The organism is Halosegnis longus (genome assembly GCF_009663395.1).
In the GTDB taxonomy this organism is placed as follows: Archaea; Halobacteriota; Halobacteria; order Halobacteriales; family Haloarculaceae; genus Halosegnis; species Halosegnis longus.
In genome coordinates, this window is the sequence record NZ_QKNW01000001.1 from 2,079,447 (window position 1) to 2,102,890 (window position 23,444).

Genomic DNA, 23,444 nt, shown 5'->3' on the forward strand with positions numbered 1-23,444 from the left:
TGCGGAGATATGAGCACCGACGAGAGCGCCGAGGGCGACAGAGAGCTACCAGAGGAGTTCTACAGCGAGGAGCGCTGGAACAACTGGCTCACCCGCCTCGAAGACGAGGATATCGACCCCGAAAACGAGGACTCCGCTCGGCTCCTGTTGAACCTACAGGACGACGCCGCCATCGCCGTCGCGAAGATCATCACCGCCTACCGCGACGACCTCCTCGACGAAGACGAAGCCCTCGACGAACTCGAAGCGTTCGCCGCCGTCGTCCTCGACGACGTGGCAATCGACGACGAGGACAAGGCGATGCTCGTCGACTCCGTCCAGATGGCGCTCCACTGTGTCGCCGCCTCCGCCGAGGCGTTCGTCGTCAGCGGCACCCCAGAGGAGGGAACCGTCGCGGCCAACATCCAGGCGGCCGTCGACGCCGAGGCCGACGAGGAGTTCGACACCGCGTTCAACTACTGCGCGCAGGCCGGCACGCTCGTCATCGACGGCACCGACACCGACGTGAGCAGCATCGCCGCCGACCTCGAGTACGGCTACGTCGCCGAGTGGGTCAACGGCCTCGACTCCCTGCAGGACGCGCTCTCGGACCCCGAGCTCGTCGAGGAAGCCTGAGCCGGTCGCCGTTCTCCCGACGACTCACCCCACGACGCTTATACGTCCGTGTCGCGAACCAGTACCAACTGTATGTTCCGGGATGATACACGCGGCCAGTCGGTGCAGGTCGGCGTTATCATCCTCTTTTCATTCGCGATTATCGCGTTTACCTCCTATCAGGCCGTCATCGTCCCACAGCAGAACCAACAGGTCGAGTTTGACCACAATCAGGCAGTCCAGCGCGACATCGTCGACACGCGCAACACCATCGTCCGTGCCGCCAACGCGGGCGAGAACGGCGCATCCTCAATCCAACTCGGCGAGAACTTCCCCGCCCGCATCTTCGCACTCAACGCTCCGTCGGCGAACGGTCGGTTCGCGACGACCGACCGCGGCGATATCACGGTGACCAACAGCGACGGCAACGTCTGTCCCGGTCCCGACCAGACGGTTCGCGCGAGCTACACGCCCAACTACAGCTACTACAACAACGCGCCGACGACGAAGTACGAGAACACGTTCGTGTTCAACGAGTTCGACGACGGGACCGAACGCGTCGAAACACGCGCCCGATTGCTGTTCGGGGAAGACGATGCCAGTACCACAGGCGTCGTGAATCTCGTCGCGCTGTTCGGTGACACCCAACAGTCGGGCACCGAGTCGATTTCCGTCGACCTCTACAGCGGAACGACGAGTAGCCAGACCGTCACCGACCCCGTAGTCACGCTCCCGACGAGTGCGGAGGCACCGACGTGGGCCGAAGCCCTCGGCTACGAATCGGTGTCCGACCTCGAGAGCGCGCCCGGCGTTGACGGTCTCTCGGTCGCGAGCGGCGAGGTAACCATCGACCTCGCCGGCGACTACGACATCGTCTGTACGGAAGTCGGGATGGATTCGACGCCGCCGAGCGGGCTCGCCGCTATCGCACCGATTCCGGGTGGTGGCGGTGGTGGAGGCGGCGGTGGTGGCGGTGGTGGCAACAATCCACTTCCTGAGAATGCGGTTGCATTTGATGATGCAAACACGAACGGCCAGTACGATTCCGACGAGACAACGTATGAAGAGTCCGACTTCGACGGAAATGCCAATACTGGACCGAATGGTGACTTTAGTGGTGAGAATATTGTCCTTAGAAAAGATATCTCCGTCAGTAAAATTGATATGTCGGCTGTATCGCTCACCGCAAATGATGTCAGTATTGATGCCACTAATGCTGGTTTAAATATTGGCGTTGATGAAACACTAAATCTCGCTGGCTCCACACTGACATCTGCATCAGGAAAACAAACCACGCTCAGCGGAGGATCAGCCGATATTTCAGGCGCAACGATTGACTCTGGATCTGGGGTGAAAATAGAACCATCTGGAGAGGTGGATGCCACTGGAGCAACAATTACGTCTGCTCAGGGGAAACAGATAACACTCACTGGCGGACCGATTGACACCTCCGGTGCGACGATTGAATCGGGGTCTGGAGTGAAGGTTAAGTCGTCACAGTCTGTTGATGTCTCGGATGCGAGAATTACGTCTGCTCGGGGGAAACAGATATCTCTGACCGGGCAATCTCTAACCGGTCAAAATGCCGAGATAATCTCTGGATCTGACCTAAAACTCTCGACAAGTCGTGGAATGGACCTCCGCAGTGCAACACTGGAAGTGGCAAACGGTAAAAGTATGAACCTCAACGCGAATCAGAATCGCCTGGGATTCAGTATCGATATCGGCGATGCAAAACTCATCTCACAAAAACAGATATCGGCCTCCGCAAAGGGTGGGTCGCTTCAGTTCAACACCGCTTCCAGTACCGGCCCCGGAACGCGAATTGTCAACCCAAATAATAACATGGGGCAGTTCCTGATTCTTCAAGAAGGGGACAAAGAGCCAGAAAATGGAAGCCCAGAAAAGGGAAGCATAATTGTCCAATAATTAAAAATAATTTATGCATATTTAGATATAGAATCTAAACCGTTGACTCCATGTATAGGCATTTTAGCTTACTTCAGAACACATCCGGTAGTTACTCTATAAGATATCTTGTTAGTAGATTCTACGAATATTGCATGCGCGTCTTCCGGAGTCTGTCCCCACCGAAACTTGTTTTATACAAGTAGGATAAATAACCGCGTGTACGACCGCGCTCAGTCGTCTGTCATTGGCCCGGTCCTCCTCGTGGGGGTGTTCGTCACGGTCGGCGTAGTCGCCGGTGGTGCGGTCGTCTCCAACGTCGCCGACCAGACGACGGGCGTCGAAGCAAATCTCGCCGCCGAAATCGAAGACGGTGAACTGCGGCTCACGCACATGGGCGGAGATACCATCGCAGCCGACAGACTTCACCTGCTGATACGCGACGGCTCGACGACGCGCGTTGCGTTCACCGACGGTCGATTATCCGGCGGGGACGATATCTACGGGCCCGGGGATGTGTGGCGTGGAGACCTCAGCGATTACGACATCTCGACGGACGGGCCAGACTCCGGACTCTCAGTCCGATTGCTTACCAACGACGGCGACGTGGTTGATTCCGTTTCGACCATCGAGGAAATCGTCTCGACACGGACGCCCGCGACGTACGCTCCCGGTGGCACATCCACCGCGACGCCAACCGCAACCCCGACACCAGAGTCTACTCCCACGCCAACGCCGACCCCGAGCGTCGCAGAGCGCGTCGAGTTCTCCAGTGTCGGAACCGAAGATGAAGAACTCGAACTCTGTATCCGACTCAGCTCACCTCCATCCGCCGCTGTCGAAACAGCAAGCGTCACCGAGTTGGATGAAGACGATGAAAACGATGAGGAGGACGACGAAGGTGACGACCAGCGAATGGACCTTGACCCCGGTGAGGTGGAGTGTCTCGACTTCGAGGATACGGAAATCGAGGATGAGACAGTCGAGCGGGTCACCGACCGAGACGATGCGACGCACGTCGTGACACTGCAGTACGACGACGATTCCGAATCGACGTACTACCTGCGTATCAGCGAAGACGACGATGACGACGATGACGACGATGACGACGATGACGACGATGACGACGATGACGACGATGACGACGACTAATCTGATTTTCGACTACTGACGAACTCGCCGTCGTCAGACCCTTATAGCTGCTCTCCGAGCGAGTGGTATGACCGATGTCGGAATCGACGCGGCGGAGATATGGACCGGCAAGCTCAAATTGGACTTAGCGGAGACGTTCGCGCCCGAGAAGGGCGACGACCCCGGCAAGTACACGAAGGGACTCGGCCTATACGAGTCCTCGTTCCCGGACACGTACGAGGATATCGTCACGATGGGGGCCAACGCCTGCAAGCGGCTGATGGAGCGCAACGACCTCGAGCCCGATGATATCGGGCGTATCGACGTGGCGACGGAGTCGTCGTTCGATAACTCCAAGCCGATTTCGACGTACATCGCAGGCTGTCTCGAACAGACCTTCGACGGCGACTTCCACCACGCCAACAAGGGCGAACGGAAGTTCGCGTGTGTCGCAGGGACACAGGCCATCGACGACGCGTACAACTGGATTCGCGCGGGTCGGAATCGCGGCCGGGCAGCAATCGTCGTCGCGACGGATACCGCACTCTACGCGCGCGGCGATCCCGGCGAGGCAACGCAGGGTGCGGGTGCGGTCGCGATGCTCATCTCCGAGGACCCGTCGCTGGTGACGCTGTCCGACGAGCAGGGGTACGGGAGCGCCGACGAGACGGACTTCCTGAAGCCGAACCAGCAGTTCCCGAGCGTCGACGGCAAACGCTCCGTGCAGGTGTATCTCGCGCGGATGCGCGAGGCCGTCGAGGACTACGAGTCCGTCGCGGGCGAAATCCACCCCGACGACTTCGTGTACGCGCCGTTCCACACCCCGTTCCCGGGGATGGTGCGGAAGGCCGCCCTGCTCGCGTACCGACACATCACCCGCGACACGGAAATCGAGGAGGCGCTGGCCGAACAGATCGGAATGCAGCCCCGCGAGACCGAGTTCGACGGCGAGGAGGCGTTCCTCGATGCAGTCAGCGACTACACCGACGAACTGAAAGAGACGACGCGGTACCAGGAGTGGTACGAGGCGACAATCGACCCGACGCTCGATATCGCCCGCCACGTCGGCAACTGGTACACCGGCTCGGTCCACGTCGCGCGGCTGGCGGCGCTCAAGCGCGCTCACGAAGCGGGCCGTGAGATGACCGACGAGCGGTTGTTCGTCGCCTCATACGGCTCCGGCGCGCAGGCGGAGGTCCACCACGAGACCGTCCAGCCGGGCTGGAAGGACGAGATTGCACAGCTCAACATCGACGAACAGATCGACGCGCGCTACGACCTGGATTTCGCCGAGTACGAGACGGTCCACGACGCCCACGACCACTCGAAGGACCGCGATTACGAGGAGTTCACGGCACCGGACGCGGAGTTCGTCTTCGACGGCTGGGGGCGCATGGGCGAGCGCAAGTACCGCTACGTCGAGTGAGTAGGGCGTAGAACTATACCCCCTCGGTTGTATCGGCGGATATGGACGACGCAGAGTACGAGGAGTTCATCTCGTCGGTCACGCCGATCGAGTCGGCCGACGGTATCGACAGCTACCGAAACACCGTCGCGATGGCCTGTCCGGCCTGTGGCGAGCCGTTCGACGACGCCGTGGTCTGTACGGACGAGTACAACAGCCTCGAACTCTCACTCGAACTCGACCTGTGTGTCACGACCCACGAGGGCGACGCCGTCATCTTCACGCACAAGCCCTAGGGAAGCCCGCGGAGCGTGTCTAACACGTCATCGAGGGGTTCGTCGGTCACCGCGAGCGAGTAGCCGTCGGTTTGAGCCAGCGCCGGCGCGTGCTCCCACAGCTCCTCTTCCGACAGTCCGTGGAGCACGACCGCCGTCGGCGTCGGCGTGACGACCCGCTGTGCGACCAGCGGCCCCTCGCCGCGCGTCACGTCAGAGAAGACGAGCGCACGATTCGTGGACTGGCCGTAGAGCCGATAGAACTCCTCGCTCGACAGCCGAGAGATGGCCGCGATGGAGTTGATGACGGTGTGGCCGGCGACGGTGTGGTCGCTGCCGCCCACGACCTCTGTTGCGCCGATGGCCGAGTAGAACCGCCGCAGCGGGACGGTCGTCGGATACTCCCGGAGGTCGTGGACGATATCGGAGTCGAAGCCGGCAGAGAGCACGCGGGCGAACTGTCGGAGCCGGTCGCCGCCGCGTGCCGCGTCAATGTCGAGCAGCCCGTCGACGAACCGGCGCACGATGCCGACGCCGGGGGAGTCGCGTCGGCCGGACTCGTAATCCGAGACGACCGACGGCGACACGTCGAGTTCGTCGGCGAGCGTCGAGCCGGTCACGTCGAACTCCTCGCGCCACTTGCGCAGGGTTGCGCCCGGTTCGTCGCTCATCGTCACCTCGCCGGCGATGTGAGTGGCGAGCCGCTGGCGCGTGGTGTCGTCCATGTCTCCCTCTCCGCCCGGATGCTTATTGCGGTTCCGCACCCAGCCGTGGCAATGGTGACCACGCTTGTCGCCGTCGCGACCGGAGTGCTGGTGGCGGCGGCGATGCTCGACCGCCTCTCGGCTCGCGCGGTCGGACTCGTCGCCGTCGCCGCCGCGCTTCCGGACGTCGATGCCGCGCTCGCGATACTCCATCCCGGGCTCCACAACGCCGCCCTCCACAACGTCTGGCTTCCGCTCACCGCGGTGATACTCCTCACCAGCCGCCGCATCGGGCTCCGCGAGCGACTCACGGCCGACGCGATGCGACTCGCGTGGGCGGCGGTGGTGGCGTACACGGTCGCCGTAGCGTTCGACCTGTTCAACGTCGAGAGCGCCGCCGTGTTGTGGCCGCTGCACGACCGCTTTTTGGCCGTCTACGGCCAACTCGCGTACAGCACGACCGAAGGACTCCTCTTCACCTTCTTCGAGCCGCAGTTCGGCGGCGGCGAACTCCTCCCGAAGGCCGGCCAAGGGACTGTCTCGGGCGGCTACACCGTTCCGTCGCCGTTCGTCACCGGCGACGGCGAAACGGTGCGGGCCGTCCTCGTCAACGCCGGATGGGAGCTACTGGTCGCACTCGTCGCCGTCGTCGTGGTCGGACTCCGGTTCGTGGAACAGACGCGGGGTGAGACCTGATGCCCTCGACCGTCGTCCACGTCGCGTTCGGTCTGCTGTGTGGGGCCGCGCTGCTGGGGGCGCGGTTCGACCGCCGGGCCGTCCTCGTCGTCGTCGCGGCCTGCATCATCCCCGACCTCGATACGTTCACCTCCCTCGTCGTGGCGTCGACCCACCGCGCGATGTTACACACCCTGCTCGCGCCGGGGCTGCTCGCGCTCGGCCTGTGGCACGGGACGACCCGTTCGGACTGGCTCCGCGCTCGGCTCAGGCCCGGCGACGTCTCGCGACTCTGGACCGGGCTGTTCGCGTACGTCGCGGCCGGCATCGGACTCGACATGTTCACCGCGCTCGGCGTGAATCCGCTCTACCCGCTCGTCGACCAGTTCGTCGCCGTCGACGGCCGGGTCGGCTACGATTCCGGAACCCTGTTCCAGAGCTTTATCGAGTTTCCGGAGCCGGAGACGGACGGCGGCGTGAACGTCGGTCAGCGCGGGTCGACCGAGACCGTCCACGTCGCCAGCGGTGTCGACCCCTCGCGGGGCGCAGAAGAGCCGGGAACCGAGCGCATCTTCCCCGTCGTCTTCCGCGGCTGGCACGTCACGCTCGTGCTCGTCGGCTGTCTCGCGACGTGGCTCGGACTCCGGGACACTGAAGCGAGCGCGTAGTCCCCATTCGGTGTGATTCGACCCTACGACTCGGACGACGCCGACGCGCTGTGGCGACTCAAGCGCGCCTTCGAGACGGCGATGGGCGACACCGACGACGAGGCGAAGGCCGAAGCCTACGACGCGAAGCTCACCGACGAGTACCGTGAGGGGTGGCTCGCGTGGGTCCGCCGGTGTACCGACGACGAGGAGTGCCTGTTCGTCGCCGAGCGCGACGGCGACCTCGTCGGCTACCTGTTTCTCCTCCCCGAACGGCTCGCATTCGTCTGGGACGCCGCGGTCCTGAACGAGGTGTACGTCACCCCCGACCACCGCGGGACGGGCGTCGCCGACGACCTGATGGAGCGCGGACTGGCCCACGCTCGCGAGCAGTCGCTCCCGCTGGACAGACTCGTCCTCGACGTGGACGGAGAAAACGACCGTGCGAAGGCGTTCTACGACCGATACGGATTCACGCGCTGGGGAGAGATGGTCGTCCGCGAGCTTTAGCTGTACTCGCGCCAGCGGTGGCCACACTCCCTGCACTTGAAAAAGCGCGTCGGCGGCTCGTCGGCGCTGCCGGTCTGTTTGATAGTGTACCACGCGACCCCGTGGCCACACTCGTCACACCGGACGGTGTCGTCGGTCGGTTTCCCCTCGAAGTTGGCGTCCTCGGTGGTCTCGATGACGTCGCTGTCGTCTTGTGCCTCCGTCGAGGTGTAGTCCTCGGACAGCGACGCGTCCTTGACGGTCGCGTGGCCACACGACGAACAGACCATCCGGTCACCATCCGTATGCATCATCGAGCCGCACTCGTCACAAAACTGCATACGGCGGGTTCGGGTACGGACGCCGAAAAGTGCCCGGACACGTCACTCGGCGTCGCGCGACCGCATCTGCGTCCGCTCGGTCACGATCGGGCAGTCGGTCACGCGCACGTGTTCGAGATCTGTCAGCTCGTGAATCGTCGTCCCGGAGTTTTCACACGCCATCTCGGGGGGTGCGCTGAAGTGTTCACACTGCTCGCAGTACTGGCTCTTCGGGACGATGACCCCCTCGTCGACCGCCTCGACCTCCTGTAGTTCGAGGAGGTCGCTGTCGGCGTCCGACTCGGGTTCCTCCTCGATGAGGTCGAACACGTCGGCGTCGTCGAACTCGGAGCCGGTGTCCATCTCGTCGAACACGTCGTCGTCAAGCGGTTCGTCGTCGGGCGTGTCGAACACCTCCAGCGGGTCGTCACCCGGCGCCGTCTCCGGCGTGTGGTCGGCGCTCCGGAACGGCTCCGCCTCGATATCCACGTCGAGGTCCGTCTCGTCGTCGGCGTCGATATCGAACTGCTCGTCGAACTCCTCGTCGTTTTCGAACTCCACGTCGAACTCCTCGTCGTCACTCACTGGTCGCTGCTCCCGGCGACCAGCTTGGGCGTCGAGAAGAAGCCGTTGTTGCCCGTGATGTCGCCGAACTCGGTCGAGCAGTGTGGACAGGCCGGTTCCGACAGCAGGCTGATGTTGACGGAGTTTCCGCAGGCGCGACAGGTCGCCGTCTCGAAGCCGCGTCGGGCGGCTATCTCACGCAGCTTCGTCAGTCGGTCGTCCTCGCCGTCGCCGTTGGTCTGCTGTTGGAGACGGACGACCGCGGCCGCGACGCGACGGAGCCGCTGTTGTGTCGTCTCCATCGCCTCGTCGTGGGTCTCGACGGCGCTCGCCAGCTCCTCGATGTCCGCCTCCAGCGTCGAGACCGTCTGTGCAATCTCCGTGAGCTGGTCTTCGAGCGTGTCGAACCGGTCGAACTCCTCGTGGTCGTGGTCGGCCGGCGCTTTCGCCTCCGTCTGTCGCTTGAGCTGGAGCATCCGCGAACGGATGTCGTCGATTTTCTCGTCGAACTCGGACTCCAGGTCGTCGACGCGGACGGAGAGTTCGTCGCCGTCGCCCTGTTCGAGGGCGCGCTGATTCGCCTCCAGCAGTCGCTCCAGCAGCCGGTCGCGGTCCATCCCGCGTTCGTCGGCCAACCCCTCCAGCCACGACTCGAGGTCCGGAGGGAGCCGGATGGTAAGTTGGCTACTGTCGGACTCTGTGGCCATCTTGACACTGCTTGGAACCGACCGACAAAAAGGATTCGGCTAACTAACACGCCGTGACGACGGTTACCGGATTTTGCGCACGTCGCTGATATCGAAGCCCGCATCGCCGATTTCGGTCTCGAACTGGACGATATCTTCGTCTTCGATGGCCGAGAGGATGCCGCGGAACTGCCGGACGACGAGCGTCCGCGCCCGGGTCGACCCGCCCGACTCCCACTCGAAGAGGAACGAGCCGTCCGCGGCGTCCACCAGCTGGCCGTGGCGTTCGGTCGACAGCGTCTCGTGGTTCAGGAGAACGAGTACCAGTCCGCCCCACTCGTAGGCTGCCCGGGTGATGCCCTTCAGCAGCTTCGGGATGTCGGCCCACGACATATCCTCGCCGGCGGCGCTGATGAGGTCGGTCAGCGAGTCGATGACGACCAGGTTCTCGGTGGCGTGGTCGGACAGGACGTCGCCGAGCGCCTCGGGGACCGTCGAGCGGTCCTCGTCGCCGCCGAGGCTCGTGATGCTCGCGGTCCGGTTCGAGTACCAGTCGCGGGGCACTGGGGAGATACGGAAGTACTCGGTCGAGAGGTCGTGGAAGGTGATGTTCTCGGTCGCCGCGTCGGTGATTTCCTCGTCGAGGACGAACTCCATCTCCCGTCGGAGCCGCGGCCCCTCGGCGGTAAAGGAGATGTAGTGGATGTTCGGGGCCGGCTGTGTCCCCTCCGTCACCTCGCCGTAGTAGAGGTCGAACAGGTCCTCGTCGACGGCCTGGAGCGCGTTCATCGCCGCCGACGTGTAGGCGAACTCCCGCGCGCCCGCCCCCGCCTCGCCGGAGAGCAGTACGAGACTACCGGCCGGCGCTCCCCCGCCGATGGTGGTGTCGAGCCGACGGATGCCGAACGGGATACGTCTCATGGCCTGGCGTACAGTTCGTCCACGGTTAAACCTACGCGACTCACTCAACGCGCGCGCCGGCGTTCGCGACACCGACCGTTTCGACGCTGCCTGCGACGCCGACAGCATCGAGCGCTGCTTCTCCGGCCTCCCGAGCCGCCCGCTCGCGGCTCGCGTCGGTGATGCCGTACACGGCCGGTCCCCACGACGACTGGCCGACGCCGCTGAGTGCCGCGCTGGCTTCGAGTTCGTCGACCAGTGCGCCCGCGGGCGGCCGGTAGACGCCGCCTTGTGCGTCCGTGTACCACGTCCCGTTGCGTCGGTCGAAGGCGGTTACGGCCCGTCCGAACGGCTCGCACTCGCCGGCAGCGACGGCAGGGAGGAGTCGCCGCGTCAGGATGCCGGCGAGCTCGTCGGCGAGGTCGGGGTCGGCCCGTTCGACCGCCGCACGCATCGAGGCGTCTTCGGTCTCGCCCGACCGGCCGGCGTCGGCGTCCGGATAGACGAGCAGGACGCGCCACGACTCGGGCAGGTCGCGGCGCACGACGACCGGCGGGACGGTCCACGAGCCGTCCTCTGGCGTGTCGGTCGTGAACCGCGTCGTCGGGTGGCCGGCGTCGACGACGAAGCCGCCCCGCTCGAAGGTGGCGACACCGACCCCCGACCGACCGCCGCGGCCGAGCGCCGGGGCGCGCTCGCGAACCCGCGGCTCGCGGTCGTACGTCTCTGCGACGGCTGTGAGGGTTGCGAGTGCAATCTGTGTCCCCGAGCCGAGACCGACGTGGCGGGGGAGCCGCTCTGTGACCGTGAGGTCGACGCCGGGCACGTCGAGCAGGTCACAGGCCGCGGTCGCGTACTCGGCGACGAGGGTGTCGGTACACCGGACGCTGTCTGCCCGCGTCGCCTCGATGCTGACGCGGGGGCGGTCGAGCGCGAAGCCGACGCCGCCGTAGAGCCGCTCGTGTGACAGCGAGAGGTTCTGGAAGCCGACGTGGATGCGCGCGCCGGCCGAGACGCGGGTCATACCCTCACTTCGAAATCCACGGTGTTCGGGGTTTCGACGCCGGTAAGGTTCACAGTCGAGACCGGAGATTGAAGCCGCCGCCCGCCGACCCTGAGGTATGAAACACCTCCCGAAGCATCTCCGCCAGCGGTGGCGGTATCTCGCCGTCGCGGTCGAGAGCTGGCCGGACGCCGACCTCTCGCGCGGGGCGTTCCAGCGCGACCTCTGGTATGCCGCTCAGAACCTGCTCGGCGACACCGGGAGCGCCGACGCCGACCTCACGGTGTACGGGTTCGAATTCGAGGACGGCCGGGGCCACGCTGTCGTTCGGGTCCGTCGCGGTGAAGTGGAACGAGCGCGGGCAGCCCTCGCCTGTGTGACAGAAATCGACGGGAACCCCGTCGGGGTGCGGGTCACCGGCGTCTCGGGGACAGTGCGAGCCTGTGAGGAAAGGTATATACAACGTCCGCAGGTACATCGGACAACGAGACAGGTCGCCCTCGACGGTGTGGACCGTCGGGCCGTCGTCCGCCCGCCGCGGGTCGATGCGCGCGTCGGCGACGGCCACGTGGGGGCGACCGACCTCGATTGCGAGTAACTATGCAGGGCCAATCTCAACAGCAGGCGTACGACCGGGGGATAACCATCTTCTCGCCGGACGGTCGCCTCTACCAAGTCGAGTACGCACGTGAGGCAGTCAAACGCGGCTCCGCCAGCATCGGCGTCCGCACCGCAGACGGGGTCGTCCTCGTCGTCGACAAGCGGTCGCGCTCGCCGCTGATGGAGGCGTCTTCCGTCGAGAAGCTCCACAAGGCCGACGACCACGTCGGCGTCGCGAGCGCCGGCCACGTCGCCGACGCGCGCCAGCTCATCGACTTCGCGCGCCGACAGGCGCAGGTGAGCCGGCTCCGCTACGGCGAGCCGGTCGGCGTCGAACAGCTCACGAAGAACATCACCGACCACATCCAGCAGTACACGCAGGTCGGGGGCGCGCGCCCGTTCGGCGTCGCGCTCATCGTCGGCGGCATCGAGGACGGACAGCCGCGACTGTTCGAGACGGACCCCTCGGGCACGCCGTACGAGTGGCAGGCGCTCGCCGTCGGCGAGGACCGCGGTGAACTCAACGACTACCTCGAAGACCACTACGCCGACGACCTCACGCTGGAGGAGGGCGTCGAACTCGGGCTGGCCGCGCTCGCGTCGGTCAACGACGACGGGCTCGACCCCGAAGGCGTCGGCGTCGCGACAATCGACGCCGAGACCGAGCGGTACGTCGACCTGACGGACGACGAAATCGAGCGCCACCTCGCCGACCACGACCTGCTCGCGAGCGACGACGACGAGGAGTAACCTCACCGAGCGATTTTTGTCGAGACGCACGCCACGAGCAGTATGGACTACAAGGACCTCGTTACCATCTCGCTGGCCGTCCTCTGTGCCATCGGCGGCGGGACGGTCGCCGGGGGTCTCGGCGTCTTCCTCGGTGTCGTCGTCGGGGCCGGAGTCGGGGCGACGTGGGCATACCAGACCGACCTGTGGGCGGCGGCGCTCGCGGAGTGAGCCGAGCCGACACCGCGGCGAACACACCTTTTAGAGGGTCACCCGCGTACCGATAGGTATGATTTCACTCGACGACGCGGTGACCGCCCAACTGGAGTCACACGGCGAACGGTTCGAGGTGCTCGTCGACCCGGACGCCGCCCTCGCAATCAAGCGGGGCACCTTCGACGAGGAGTTCGAGGGACAGGAGCTCGAAGACGTCATCGCCGCCGAAGACGTGTTCGAGGACGCCGCCGCGGGCGACCGCCCGCCCGAGTCGGCGCTCGAAGAGGTGTTCGGCACGACCGACCCGATGGAGATTATCCCCGAGGTAATCAAGCGCGGTGAGATTCAGATCACCGCAGAACAGCGCCGCGAGATGCAGGAGCAAAAGCGCAAACGGCTCATCAACATCATCGCGCGAAACGGCATCAACCCACAGCAGAACGACACGCCACACCCGCCCGAGCGTATCGACCGCGCGCTGGAGGAGGCCGGCTACACCGTCGACCCGATGACGCCCGCCCAACAGCAGGTGGACGACGCGCTCGACGCGCTCCGGCCCGTGATTCCGATTCGGTTCGAGGAGATAACCGTCGCCGCCCAGCTGCCGGCCGACTACGCCGGCTCCGGACAGGCGAAGGTGCGCGAGTTCGGCGACCTCGAACGCGAGGAGTGGCAAAACGACGGCTCGTGGGTCGGCGTCGTCACGTTCCCGGCCGGGATGCAAAACGAGTTCTACGAGCTGGTGAACGAGGTGTCGTCGGGCGAAGCAGAGACGCGGGTCGTGAAAGACAAAGACGAGTTGGCGACGCGGTGATTACCCCTTTCGGAAGCCGACGAAGAAGCCGCCGGTAAACCCGGCGGAGATGGACAGCGTCGAGAGGATGGTGTTCACCCACGACGGCGGCGCACCCGATGCGGCGTTTTGACTCGCCTCCACGAAGCCGCCGCTGAGCCGCTCCCAGTCGACGGTGAGGATGCCGCGTGATTCGAGGAACTTGAACAGCGCCAGCTCCAAGCCGACGAGCACGGCGATGAGCTTGGCGACCTTCTTGGCCGCGAAGCCGATGATACCGCCGATGACGGCTCCGGACCCGAGTTCCAACCCGAGCTGTTGTGGATTGATGTCGACCATACGTGCTACGGCGACAGCCACAGGCATGACTCTTGTGGGGGGAGTGGGGCCGGACTTTTGTACTCGTGTGCCCAACTCGGGTGTGAGTGAGCGGCAATCCACACAACGGCCCGGCCGTCGTCGCAAAGCGCGGTGACGCGCCCAGTCCAGACACCGACGAGATTCGCGAACTAGCCGGAGCCGCCGGCTATCACGTCGTCGGCGAACTCACCCAACACCGGAAGGAGGACCCCGCCTTCTGTCTCGGCGAGGGGAAAGTCGAGGAGCTCGCGGCGCTCGTCCGCGAGACCGACGCGAAAACCGTCATCTTCGACAACCGGCTCGGTCCCTACCAGACGTACAACATCGGGAACAAGCTCCCGGAGTCGGTCGAGGTGCTCGACCGCTTCCGACTGATTCTCGAGATCTTCGGCCAGCGCGCCCAGACCAAGAAGGCGCAGCTCCAAGTCGAACTCGCGGAGCTTCGCTACGAGCTGCCGCGCGCCGAGGCGAAAAGTTCCCTCGCCAAGCGGGATGAACGCCCCGGCTTCATGGGGTTGGGCGAGTACGACGAGTCCCGCGAGCAGGATATCAAGGCGCGCATCTCGCGCATCAGCGACGAACTCGAAACCATCGAGGAGACGGAGGAACACCGGCGCGAACAGCGGCGCGAATCCGGCTTCGACCTCGTGGCGCTGGCCGGCTACACCAACGCCGGCAAGTCCACCCTCCTGCGACGGCTCGCCGAGGACCTCGACGTGGACGAAAACGAGGGTATGCACCCGGACCTCGATACGACGGCCGAAAGCGAGAACCGGCTCTTTACCACGCTGGGGACGACCACCCGGCGCGCGAAGATGGGCGACCACGACGCGCTCGTCACGGACACCGTCGGGTTCATCTCCGATCTCCCCCACTGGCTCGTCGAGTCGTTCAAATCCACGCTCTCGGAGGTGTACCGTGCGGACCTCGTCCTGCTGGTCGTGGACATCTCCGACGACGTGGAGGAGATTCGCGAGAAGCTGGTGACGTGTCACGACACGCTGTACGAGCGCAACGAGGCCCCCATCGTCACCGTCCTCAACAAAATCGACAAAGTCGACGAAGCGGAACTGGCCCGCAAGAAGGAGACGCTCTCGCCGCTTGCCCCGAACCCGGTCGCCGTCTCCGGGAAGGAGGGAACCAATATCGACGCCCTGCGCCAGCGCGTCGACGAGGAACTCCCCGACTACCAGCACGAACGGCTCGTGCTCCCGATGACCGACGACGCGATGAGTCTCGTCTCGTGGGTCCACGACCACGCCAGCGTCGACGACGTGGACTACGGCGAGCAGGTCATCATCGAGTTCGACGCCCGCCCGAGCGTCGTCGAGCAGTCGCGCGCGAAGGCCGCGGACCTCGCCGCCGAGTCCTAGCGCTTCTCCTTCGATTCGACTTCCACGTCCGAGAGCCGCGTCGCCGGATACTGTCCGTCCGCGTCCTTTTCGGCCGACTTCACCATATCCCAGACGACGTTCAGCCCGGTCGTCACGCCCTCCAGCGCCTCCATCTCACACCCCGTCTTGCCGGTCGTCTCGACCGCAACCGCGAGGTCGATGCGCTCCTCGGCGAGCGTGAACTCCGTCTCGACGTTCGTCACCGGAATCTGGTGGCACATGGGAATCGTCTCCCACGTGTGTTTGACGGCCTGAATCGCTCCGACGCGGGCGACGGCCAACACGTCGCCCTTCGCGAGGTCGTTTTCCTCGACCGCCGCGACGGTTGCGGAGCGGAGGTGAATCGACCCCGAGGCGACGGCGCGCCGCTTGCTGTCCGGCTTCTCGCCGACGTCTACCATCTCGGTCGCGCCCGACTCGTCGGTGTGGGTGAGGTCGTCGTCGCTCATTCGTCTTCCAGTCGCACCCCCGGCTCGATGAACGATTCGGCGAGTCGCTCACGATTACGCTCGGCCAGCCGACCCCACGCGCGCAACCCCTCGCGGGTCCACTCGGGGTCGAACCCCGCCTCCCGTGCGACGGCGACCACCTCACGCGGGGCGCGGACCGCGAGGTGGGAGTCGGGGTTCAGGCTCACGACGTACGGGGCGTCGTAGTAGGTCACGATGTCGCGGAGCTTCCGCAAATCGCGAAGCGCCTGTACCCGGGTTCCGCCGTCGGCGGTGAACACCGGCGAGAGGTCGAACTCGAGGTGGACGTGGTTCCGTTTGGCCGCCTTCGCGAGGACGTGGTTCACGTCCCCCTCGCCGGCCATCGGGTGCGCAAGCACGTCGACCATCGGCTCCTCGCAGGCGAACCGGTTGATGTTGTCGTCGCCGCCGTGGACCGCGAGAAGCGTCCGGTCGTCGCGGTACTGCGAGACGAGCCCCGACAGCTGTGCGCGGTCGTCGCTCCGGAGCTCGATACCGTCGACCACGTCGACGCCGGTTTCGTCGGCGACGGTCGCGGGGTCGTACTCGGTCTGGCGGTCGCCGTGGTTCCGGACCACGATGCCGTCGTAGCCGTACTCGCCGGCGGTCAGGGCGTGGCGGGCGACGGTCGCGTCGCCGTCGGGATGTGCGTGGACGCCCTCGTACATACCCGAGCGTCGCTCGCCGGGAACAAGAGCGTTCGGAGATTACACGCCCGCGAGGAACTCTCGCAGCGCAGCGTTCGTCGCTTCGGGGTTCTCCAGATTCGAGGAGTGGCCGGCCTCCGGAATCCGCGCGAGTTCGGCGTCGAGCGCGTCGGCCGTCGCTTCGGCCTTCGCCATCTCGATGCTCACGTCTTCCTCGCCGTGGGTGACGAGCGCCGGCACGTCCAGCTCTTCGGCCGTCGCGGTGAAGTCGTCGCGGTCGAGCCACGACGCCATCTCGTTGTGGACGGCGAGTCCCGGATACGTCGCCCACTTGCGCGCCCACCGGTCCACGAGCTCCGGGCGCTGCTCGCGTGTCGTCTCCCCGAACAGCTGGTGGCGCGCGACCTCGATGCTCGCGTCGGTCGCGTGGCCCACGTCTTTGAGCCGGTCGATGAGCAGCCGGTACTGCTTGCGGTCGTCCTCGGAGTGGGTGCCCGCATCCGAATCCACGAGCACGATGCCGTCGACGCGGTCGGGGTGACGCTCGGCCGCACGGAGCGCGGTGAACCCGCCCATCGACATCCCGACGAGCACGGCGGAGTCGATGTCGAGTCCGTCGAGCAGTGCGGCGTAATCGTCGGCGAGGTCGTCGAGGTCGTACTCGTCGGCGTAGCGGTCGGTGCGCGCCCGGAGGTCGTACGCCACACACCGGTACTCGTCGCTGAGGGCCGCGAGCTGCGGGTCGAACATCGTCCGGTCCATCAGGGTTCCGTGCGCGAAGACGACCGCCGGCCCATCCCCCCGGTCGGTCGCGACCGTCGCCGTCCGCTCGCGATAGATGTCTCGTCCACGCACAGTGTCATTTTCTCCCATGCGGTGTGGTACCGCGACTGGAGCAAAAAGCTACGCATCACCGTCAGACGGCTGACAGCCACGCGGCAGACGCCTGCCGCAATTCTTTTTCCGGCAGACCGAGACGTTCGCTCAATGAGCGACCTCCGTGACCTGCTAGACGAGATTGTCGACGACGTGGACGCGGTGTGTCTGTTCTCGCCGACCGGGAGCTACTACGAGGTGGCGGCCGAAAGCGACCTCCCGGTCATCGTCGTCGCCCCCGAAAACGACGTGGGCGCGGAGACGTACGTGGAACTGCCAATCGAGTTCGCCGACGTGAAAGAGCGCATCCGCTTCGGGCTGGAGGGCGCGCTCAACAACGGTCACATCGAGGAGGAACACGTCGTCTGCTGTGTCACCTCCGTCTTCGACGGCGTCGACACCGTGACGCGCGTCAAGGCCGACGCCTTCGAGCACTCCGGCGCGTACACGCTGTTCACCGGGTCGCGCGCCGACCCGAGCGTCATCCGCGACGTGTTCGAGGTCGCAATCGAACTTGGGAAGAAAGGTCAGAAGGGCAAACAGGTGGGGGCGCTGTTCGTCGTCGGCGACGCCGGGAAGGTGATGAACAAATCACGACCGCTCTCGTACAACCCCTTCGAGAAGTCACACGTCCACGTGGGCGACCCCATCGTGAACGTGATGTTGAAGGAGTTCACCCGGCTGGACGGCGCGTTCGTCATCTCCGATTCGGGCAAACTGGTGAGCGCCTACCGCTACCTCGAACCCTCCGCCGAGGGGACGGACATTCCGAAGGGGCTGGGCGCGCGCCACATGGCCGCGGCCGGCATCACCCGGGAGACGAACGCGGTCAGCATCGCGCTCTCGGAGTCGGACGGCCTCATTCGCGCCTTCCAGGGCGGTGAACTCATCCTCGAACTCGACCCGGAGGCCTACTGAGATGCCACACAACTCGGGCGGGACCGGCTTCGTCGCGGGTGTCCACCATCTGCTCTCCGAGCGGTTCGACCTCTTTCTCGGCATCGTCGTCCTGCTGCTCGGCGTCATTGCGGGGATTCTCACGCGTCGGTACGTCCGTCGACTGCTCCGTCGGTTCGACGTCCCGCGGGCCGTCGAGGGAACGCCGTTCGAGCGCACCGCGCGCAACGTCGGCACCTCGACCGTCGGCGTCCTCGCGAATCTCTGTGGACTGTTCGTGCTCGTGCTCGGTACCGTCATCGCGCTCCAGGTCGCCAACGCGTCGGCACAGAGCCTCCTCACCGACCAGCTGAGCCGCTTTTTCCGGCAGCTGTTCATCGCGGCCGTCGTCCTCATCGCGGGCGTCATCGCCGGGGACAAACTGGAGCTGTATCTCCGCGAGCGGCTCCGGTCGATTAAGCTCCCCGAGGTGAATCTCCTCCCCGCGGCCGTCAAGTACAGCGTCTTCTACGTCGCCGGACTCATCGCGCTCGCACAGGTGGGGGTCGCGACGCTCCCGCTGTTGGTTCTGCTCGCCGCCTACGCCTTCGGGGTCGTCTTCATCGGAGGGCTGGCGACGCGACCGCTGCTCGCGGCCGGCGCGGCCGGCATCTACCTCCTCCTCACCGAGCCGTACGCCATCGGCGACGAGGTCGAACTCGACGGACGACGCGGCATCGTCCAGGAAATCGACGTGTTCGTCACGCGCATCGACGCCGGCGACGAGGAGTTCACGGTGCCGAACAGCCGCGTGTTCGCCGACAGCATCGTCGTCGTCCGCGATTAGAGCCGGCCGGTGGCCACGAACACGAACAGGAGACTTCCGGCGACGACGAGTGCTGCCGTCACCGTCTCGGGCGCGAGATTCAACACGTCGAGCAGCAGGCCACCGCCGAGGAGGAGCGCCACGACTGCCGTCTGCGTCGGCCGTGCACGGAGCTGTCGCGCGTTCGAACGCAGCGACCAGTAGCCGATCGACCGCCCCGCCTGAATCGACTCGCGCAGCGACTGCCGGCGCGTCGGCGGCTCGACGGCGGCGAAGTCGTCGAGGGCCGACCGCGGGACCGACACCACCTCGCCGGTGTGGAGGCGCTTTCCTTCCTCGTCACCGACTACGAGCAGCGTCACCTGCCGGTCGCCCACGCCGACGACCCGGTAGACGCCGCTCCGGTAGTCGCGGTGGTCGGTCGCGAGATGGTCGCCGACTGTCGGTTCCGTTACCATCGTGGATTACTCACCACGCTCGACTGGCTCGGCAGGGACTCCCGCGACAGTCGCGCCGGCGGGCACGTCCTCCGTGACCAGCGAGTTCGCGGCCACCTGCGCGTCGGCACCGATTTCCACGCCGGGCAGGACGGTCGCCTTCGCCCCGATCATCGCTCTGTCCCCGACGACGATGTCGCCGACCCGGTACTCCTCCTGTAGATACTCGTGGCACAACAGGACGGCGTCGTAGCCGACGATGCAGTCGTCGCCGAGCGTGATACGCTCCGGGAAGAACACGTCGGCGGTCGCTTCCAGCCCCCAGCCGACACCGTCGCCGACGGTCGCACCGAGCCGCCGGAGCGCCCACGAGCGCAGCCGCAGCGACGGAATCAGTCGGGCAACGACCACGAGCAGGTAGTTGTACACCAACCGAAACAGCGACTTCTCCTCCCGCCAGCTCGCCCACATCGAGTTGTGCGGCCCGCCGGTCGGTCGCCGCTGTAATCTGTCGTGGCGTCGTCCTCGGTTTCTCTCGCCGCTCATACCGGTCCGTCGTCGCGGCCCGACTTGACTCTACTCGCTTTCCTCTGCCGTCTCTGCGCCTCGCTCCTGCACGCGAATCCCCTTCCCCTGGAGGTGGCGGGTCCGCGAGCGTGCGAACTCCTCTTCCTTGCTCGCGCGGGTCGCGAGCACGTACATCCGGGCCTTGCCGACCGGGCGCATCGTCCGCCCCGCCCGCTGTGCGCCCTGTCGCCGACTGCCCCCCAGCCCCGAGGCCGCAATCGCAATCTCCGCGCCCGGCAGGTCGATGCCCTCGTCTGCGACCCGCGAGACGACGAGCACGTCACGGGCGCCGTGGCGGAACTCGTCGAACAGCTTTCGGCGGCGGGCGTGGCGCATCTCGCCGGAGACGAACGGCACCGACAGCGCCTCCGCAATCTGTTCGCCCTGCTCGATGTACTCCACGAAGACGAGTGCCTTCTCGCCGCGGTGCTCGCGCAGGATGGCCTCGATCTCGGGGAGCTTCGCCGGGTTCTCAGCGGCGGCCTTCCGCTTGTCGTGGCCGACGGCCGCGTCGTACTCCCGGCGCGCCTCGTCGTCCGCCCACGGGACGAGCCGAATCTCGATTTCCGGCTCGGCGACGTAGCCGGCATCGAACAGCGCCGCCCAGTTCGTCCCAATCGGTGGGCCGATGAGGGTGTAGATTTCCTGTTGCTTGTCATCTTCCCGAATTGGCGTCGCGGAGTTGTGACAGAACAAGTGGTCGCCGAGGAAATTCTCGGTACCGGTCGAGAGGTCGTACACGTACTCGTCCTCAGAGTCAACTTCGACGACACTCTCAACGTCGAGCATCGCCACGTCTGTCTCAGTGAGCCACTCGGCATCTACGTCGCCTCGCTGTGTGACGGCCGATAGTTCGTCGTCGTTGAGTCGCATCCTCTCTGCCAGTCCGCTCTCGAACGTCCCACCGTCCGCGCGTCGAGGCCCGTATCGCTCGGCCTCGTCGTATGCACGCTGTAGCGGCTCCGTGAACGAAGTGAGCGAGAGCCGCCCGGTTTGGCCGTCGTTGTTCGGATTGAATCGGACCAGATAGTTCTCGACGGTGTCGTGGTCTCCTTCACGAACACCGACCTCCGGATTGCGGTGATACTCTCCACCCACGTAGCCGCGGGCGGCCAACAAGAGATTTAGCCCGGCGGCCAACTGCTTGCTCGATGTCGAGATGGTGACCATCTCCTTTCCTCGCTCGCGCTTCGCTCTGTGTCCGTCTCCGAGAACGATTCCCTCGATGAACGGCTCGTAGGCTGTTGGGTTCGAGAGAACGACCGAAGGTACTGACTTGTCTCTGGCCCCGTTCGACAGACCAAGTGAACGGAGTACACGAACGAGTGGTCCAGTGACACGGAGTGTCGTGCAATTCTCGCCGTTTGTGACGTAGCTGATGTCCACTTCTGGACACACGCCACGAATGACCTGCTCGAACGCCGCGACTTCGGATTTCCTGTCCGAATCTGTCGCGTAGAACTCCACCCGCCCGTCGTCGAGGGCACCGTCTGCGACGAACAAGCCGAGAAGCCGTGCAAACGCTCCTGTGGAAACCTCAGGTGGAATGTAACTGTGGCGACCGTGCACGTAGACACCCTTGATACACTCGCGATTGAGGTCGATTTCGCGGGCGACAGACAGTGGAATACTTCGACGCGATTTCCAGTTGTATCTACTTTTGTTGTCACCGATACCACGCTCGTACAGTGGGTCAAATACGGACTCCGGTGTATCGTCGTCGATGAGTACGTATCCCTCGTCAAGCAGTTCCATCACATCGACCGTCTGGTCCGTCACTCCCGGTGCTGGAACTGCCTCCGGCTGTAGGAGATAGTCCGTCTCGGACAACTCCGCAGCGACCTTGCTCGTTATTTCCATTATCTCCCCGTCGAAAACGATGAGTGAGTGGTCGCCGGTGACGGTAACCTCTCGCCCGTTGCGCCCTCTGACGCGGTACATTTGGCCGTCGTGGCGATGTCGCATCACAGCCTGTATCGGCGTCCACTCGACCGCTCCGTCTTCGGTCACGCCGAGCGTTTCTACTCCCGAAAGACGCTCCATACCCGGACCTGCGGCGAGGTGTTCTTCGGCAAACTCCGCAATCGGTCGCATCGAAAGCTCTCCGCCGTTCCGAATCGGGACCATCGTCTCCCCATCGACCGATAATCCGAGGCGGTGCTTCGCCTGTAGCGACGCCGAGCGCCGGTGTATCGGACTTGGGATGTGGTGGACCTCGTCGTAGACGATGAGCCCCCACTTCCGGTCGTCGAACAGGTGGCGGTGGCGGTCCATCCCGGCGGTCTGGTAGGTGGCGATGGTGACGGGGCGAATCTCCTTTTTCCCGCCGTGGTACTCCCCGATAACGTCCGGCGAGAGCGAGGTGTGTTCGACGATGGTCTCCTTCCACTGGGCGGCGAGCTCGCGCCCGGGAACGAGCACGAGCGTCTCCCCTTCGATTGCGGACATGACGCCCATCGCGGCGACCGTCTTGCCGGAGCCCGGCGGGCCGACGAGGATGCCCGACCGCTTTTCGGCGAAGCGGTTCACCCACTCGTTCTGGTAGTCGCGCAAATCGACGTCGAGGTCGATTGGCAGGTCGTCGCCGGTGTCGAGATGGCGGGTGTCGAGGACGGGGTAGCCCGCCTCGTAGAGGGTGCGTTTCACGCCGGCGACGGCGTCGTCTGCAATCCACGCCTCGGTGTCGGAGATGAGCGCGCGCAGGTCACCCTCGTCGAGTTCCTGTTCCGCGATGTTCCCCATCAGGTCCGCGCTCTTCGCTTCGAGGACGGTGTAGCCGTCTTCGTGGCTGTAGAGTCTGAACTTCCGGGCGCGCTCCCACTGCGAGCGGACCCACTCTTCGAGTGCGTCGGAGCGTTCGCCGAGCGCCTGTCGCATCGTGCGCTGAAGTCCCGAAAATTCGTCGTAGGGCGCACTCCACACGTCCTCCTCGCGCACCTCGTAGATGTAGCCCGATTCGCGGTTCGCGTCTTCCAGGTGGGCGAACTGCGAGAGCTGTGCGCGGGTGAACTGCGAGGGACCGTCCACGACGACCTGCCGGCGACCGGGGAAGACGACGACGCGCTCGCGGTCGGCCGTCTCCTTGTAGTCGCTCGGGAACCAGACGCGGGGGTCCGTCTCCACGTCGGCGGAGTCGATACGCCCCGTCCGGGCGAGCGATTCGAGCGCGTCGAGCGCGACCGACTGGCTCACGCCGAGTTCGCGGGCGAGTTCGCTCGCGGTCGCGAGCGGACGGCCGACCGACTGGAGGGCGTCGTAGAACGTATCGAGCGTCAGGTCCACGTCGACCCGGCGGATTGCCGGCTCGGGGGTGGTGTCGGCGTCGTCTGTCACTATCCCGAGTAGGGGAAGC

At 65.1% G+C, this 23,444-nt stretch carries 28 protein-coding genes; 15 read left to right on the forward strand and 13 right to left on the reverse strand.

The features are described 5' to 3' along the window. Positions 1 to 9 precede the first annotated feature (9 nt). The 5 genes from DM818_RS11270 (at position 10) to DM818_RS11290 (ending at position 5,334) form a co-directional block, all read left to right on the forward strand. Entirely contained in the window at positions 10 to 615 is a 606-nt protein-coding gene (locus DM818_RS11270) for a DUF2150 family protein (RefSeq protein WP_075936633.1), read from the forward strand. A 72-nt stretch (positions 616 to 687) separates the two neighbouring features. After that, positions 688 to 2,523 carry a hypothetical protein gene (locus tag DM818_RS11275; protein WP_143823785.1) on the forward strand — a complete coding sequence of 612 codons (1,836 nt, stop codon included), beginning with the start codon at positions 688 to 690 and terminating at the stop codon, positions 2,521 to 2,523. Between the two features lie 198 nt (positions 2,524 to 2,721). Further along, positions 2,722 to 3,654, forward strand: a complete 933-nt coding sequence (locus DM818_RS11280; protein WP_148040774.1) for a type IV pilin — start codon at positions 2,722 to 2,724, stop codon at positions 3,652 to 3,654. Between the two features lie 67 nt (positions 3,655 to 3,721). After that, a complete protein-coding gene (gene hmgB, locus DM818_RS11285; RefSeq protein ID WP_075936631.1) occupies positions 3,722 to 5,059 on the forward strand; it encodes a hydroxymethylglutaryl-CoA synthase in 1,338 nt (445 codons plus the stop codon). Between the two features lie 41 nt (positions 5,060 to 5,100). Next, positions 5,101 to 5,334: a DUF7385 family protein gene (locus DM818_RS11290; RefSeq protein WP_075936630.1), complete on the forward strand. Its 234-nt coding sequence runs from the start codon at positions 5,101 to 5,103 to the stop codon at positions 5,332 to 5,334. On the opposite strand, the gene DM818_RS11295 is transcribed toward DM818_RS11290, so the two are convergent. After that, the gene (locus tag DM818_RS11295) at positions 5,331 to 6,038 is read right to left on the reverse strand and encodes a helix-turn-helix domain-containing protein (RefSeq protein WP_075936629.1); all 708 of its coding nucleotides are present in this window, start codon (positions 6,036 to 6,038) and stop codon (positions 5,331 to 5,333) included. The genes DM818_RS11290 and DM818_RS11295 overlap by 4 nt on opposite strands. A gap of 51 nt (positions 6,039 to 6,089) precedes the next feature. Here DM818_RS11295 and DM818_RS11300 point away from each other — a divergent pair, with 51 nt between their 5' ends. From DM818_RS11300 to DM818_RS11310, 3 genes are read left to right on the forward strand one after another with little or no spacing between them, the layout of a single operon-like run. After that, positions 6,090 to 6,713, forward strand: a complete 624-nt coding sequence (locus DM818_RS11300; protein ID WP_153952623.1) for a hypothetical protein — start codon at positions 6,090 to 6,092, stop codon at positions 6,711 to 6,713. Then, positions 6,713 to 7,360 (forward strand): metal-dependent hydrolase, encoded by a 648-nt coding sequence (locus tag DM818_RS11305; protein WP_075936627.1) that lies wholly within the window; start codon positions 6,713 to 6,715, stop codon positions 7,358 to 7,360. The genes DM818_RS11300 and DM818_RS11305 overlap by 1 nt, the downstream gene beginning before the upstream one ends. Before the next feature lie 12 nt (positions 7,361 to 7,372). Further along, complete coding sequence (locus DM818_RS11310) at positions 7,373 to 7,849, forward strand: GNAT family N-acetyltransferase (RefSeq protein ID WP_123124177.1); 477 nt, start codon at positions 7,373 to 7,375, stop codon at positions 7,847 to 7,849. Here the strand turns inward: DM818_RS11310 and DM818_RS11315 are convergent. From DM818_RS11315 to DM818_RS11335, 5 genes are all read right to left on the reverse strand, one after another. Then, entirely contained in the window at positions 7,846 to 8,169 is a 324-nt protein-coding gene (locus DM818_RS11315; protein ID WP_123124176.1) for a transcription factor S, read from the reverse strand. The genes DM818_RS11310 and DM818_RS11315 overlap by 4 nt on opposite strands. A 42-nt stretch (positions 8,170 to 8,211) precedes the next feature. After that, positions 8,212 to 8,733: a hypothetical protein gene (locus DM818_RS11320; RefSeq protein ID WP_123124175.1), complete on the reverse strand. Its 522-nt coding sequence runs from the start codon at positions 8,731 to 8,733 to the stop codon at positions 8,212 to 8,214. Then, a complete protein-coding gene (locus DM818_RS11325; RefSeq protein WP_123124174.1) occupies positions 8,730 to 9,419 on the reverse strand; it encodes a hypothetical protein in 690 nt (229 codons plus the stop codon). Before DM818_RS11325 ends, DM818_RS11320 begins: the two co-directional genes overlap by 4 nt. 63 nt (positions 9,420 to 9,482) lie before the next feature. After that, positions 9,483 to 10,319, reverse strand: a complete 837-nt coding sequence (locus tag DM818_RS11330) for an RAD55 family ATPase (RefSeq protein WP_123124173.1) — start codon at positions 10,317 to 10,319, stop codon at positions 9,483 to 9,485. 40 nt (positions 10,320 to 10,359) lie between these two features. Beyond that, a complete protein-coding gene (locus DM818_RS11335; RefSeq protein WP_123124172.1) occupies positions 10,360 to 11,322 on the reverse strand; it encodes a beta-ribofuranosylaminobenzene 5'-phosphate synthase family protein in 963 nt (320 codons plus the stop codon). 97 nt (positions 11,323 to 11,419) lie between these two features. Here DM818_RS11335 and DM818_RS11340 point away from each other — a divergent pair, with 97 nt between their 5' ends. Genes DM818_RS11340 through DM818_RS11355 form a run of 4 tightly spaced genes read left to right on the forward strand, consistent with a single transcriptional unit; the run spans position 11,420 to position 13,660 of the window. Beyond that, positions 11,420 to 11,899, forward strand: a complete 480-nt coding sequence (locus DM818_RS11340) for an Rpp14/Pop5 family protein (protein ID WP_123124171.1) — start codon at positions 11,420 to 11,422, stop codon at positions 11,897 to 11,899. Between the two features lie 2 nt (positions 11,900 to 11,901). Further along, positions 11,902 to 12,651 carry an archaeal proteasome endopeptidase complex subunit alpha gene (gene psmA, locus DM818_RS11345; RefSeq protein WP_075936619.1) on the forward strand — a complete coding sequence of 250 codons (750 nt, stop codon included), beginning with the start codon at positions 11,902 to 11,904 and terminating at the stop codon, positions 12,649 to 12,651. A gap of 42 nt (positions 12,652 to 12,693) precedes the next feature. Next, entirely contained in the window at positions 12,694 to 12,861 is a 168-nt protein-coding gene (locus DM818_RS11350) for a hypothetical protein (protein ID WP_153952624.1), read from the forward strand. A 58-nt stretch (positions 12,862 to 12,919) separates the two neighbouring features. Beyond that, positions 12,920 to 13,660 (forward strand): ribosome assembly factor SBDS, encoded by a 741-nt coding sequence (locus DM818_RS11355; RefSeq protein ID WP_075936618.1) that lies wholly within the window; start codon positions 12,920 to 12,922, stop codon positions 13,658 to 13,660. On the opposite strand, the gene DM818_RS11360 is transcribed toward DM818_RS11355, so the two are convergent. Then, the gene (locus DM818_RS11360; protein ID WP_123124170.1) at positions 13,661 to 13,978 is read right to left on the reverse strand and encodes an FUN14 domain-containing protein; all 318 of its coding nucleotides are present in this window, start codon (positions 13,976 to 13,978) and stop codon (positions 13,661 to 13,663) included. An 86-nt stretch (positions 13,979 to 14,064) separates the two neighbouring features. Between DM818_RS11360 and hflX the strand changes: the two genes are divergently transcribed. Beyond that, complete coding sequence (hflX, locus tag DM818_RS11365) at positions 14,065 to 15,372, forward strand: GTPase HflX (RefSeq protein WP_075936616.1); 1,308 nt, start codon at positions 14,065 to 14,067, stop codon at positions 15,370 to 15,372. Here the strand turns inward: hflX and moaC are convergent. Genes moaC through DM818_RS11380 form a run of 3 tightly spaced genes read right to left on the reverse strand, consistent with a single transcriptional unit; the run spans position 15,369 to position 17,383 of the window. Beyond that, complete coding sequence (gene moaC, locus DM818_RS11370) at positions 15,369 to 15,842, reverse strand: cyclic pyranopterin monophosphate synthase MoaC (RefSeq protein ID WP_075936615.1); 474 nt, start codon at positions 15,840 to 15,842, stop codon at positions 15,369 to 15,371. The genes hflX and moaC overlap by 4 nt on opposite strands. Beyond that, positions 15,839 to 16,531, reverse strand: a complete 693-nt coding sequence (locus tag DM818_RS11375; protein WP_075936614.1) for an RNase P subunit p30 family protein — start codon at positions 16,529 to 16,531, stop codon at positions 15,839 to 15,841. Before DM818_RS11375 ends, moaC begins: the two co-directional genes overlap by 4 nt. A 39-nt stretch (positions 16,532 to 16,570) precedes the next feature. After that, positions 16,571 to 17,383: an alpha/beta hydrolase gene (locus DM818_RS11380; protein ID WP_153952626.1), complete on the reverse strand. Its 813-nt coding sequence runs from the start codon at positions 17,381 to 17,383 to the stop codon at positions 16,571 to 16,573. A 114-nt stretch (positions 17,384 to 17,497) separates the two neighbouring features. Here DM818_RS11380 and dacZ point away from each other — a divergent pair, with 114 nt between their 5' ends. Beyond that, positions 17,498 to 18,304, forward strand: a complete 807-nt coding sequence (dacZ, locus tag DM818_RS11385; RefSeq protein WP_075936612.1) for a diadenylate cyclase DacZ — start codon at positions 17,498 to 17,500, stop codon at positions 18,302 to 18,304. Position 18,305: 1 nt separating this feature from the next. After that, positions 18,306 to 19,109 carry a mechanosensitive ion channel domain-containing protein gene (locus DM818_RS11390; RefSeq protein ID WP_075936611.1) on the forward strand — a complete coding sequence of 268 codons (804 nt, stop codon included), beginning with the start codon at positions 18,306 to 18,308 and terminating at the stop codon, positions 19,107 to 19,109. Here the strand turns inward: DM818_RS11390 and DM818_RS11395 are convergent. The 3 genes from DM818_RS11395 to DM818_RS15190 are packed head-to-tail and all read right to left on the reverse strand — an operon-like array spanning position 19,106 to position 23,425. Continuing rightward, positions 19,106 to 19,546 (reverse strand): hypothetical protein, encoded by a 441-nt coding sequence (locus DM818_RS11395; RefSeq protein ID WP_075936610.1) that lies wholly within the window; start codon positions 19,544 to 19,546, stop codon positions 19,106 to 19,108. The two genes, DM818_RS11390 and DM818_RS11395, sit on opposite strands and share 4 nt — an antisense overlap. Before the next feature lie 6 nt (positions 19,547 to 19,552). Then, entirely contained in the window at positions 19,553 to 20,071 is a 519-nt protein-coding gene (locus tag DM818_RS11400) for an acyltransferase (protein ID WP_075936609.1), read from the reverse strand. 30 nt (positions 20,072 to 20,101) lie between these two features. After that, complete coding sequence (locus tag DM818_RS15190; RefSeq protein WP_235907928.1) at positions 20,102 to 23,425, reverse strand: DEAD/DEAH box helicase family protein; 3,324 nt, start codon at positions 23,423 to 23,425, stop codon at positions 20,102 to 20,104. Positions 23,426 to 23,444 lie beyond the last annotated feature (19 nt).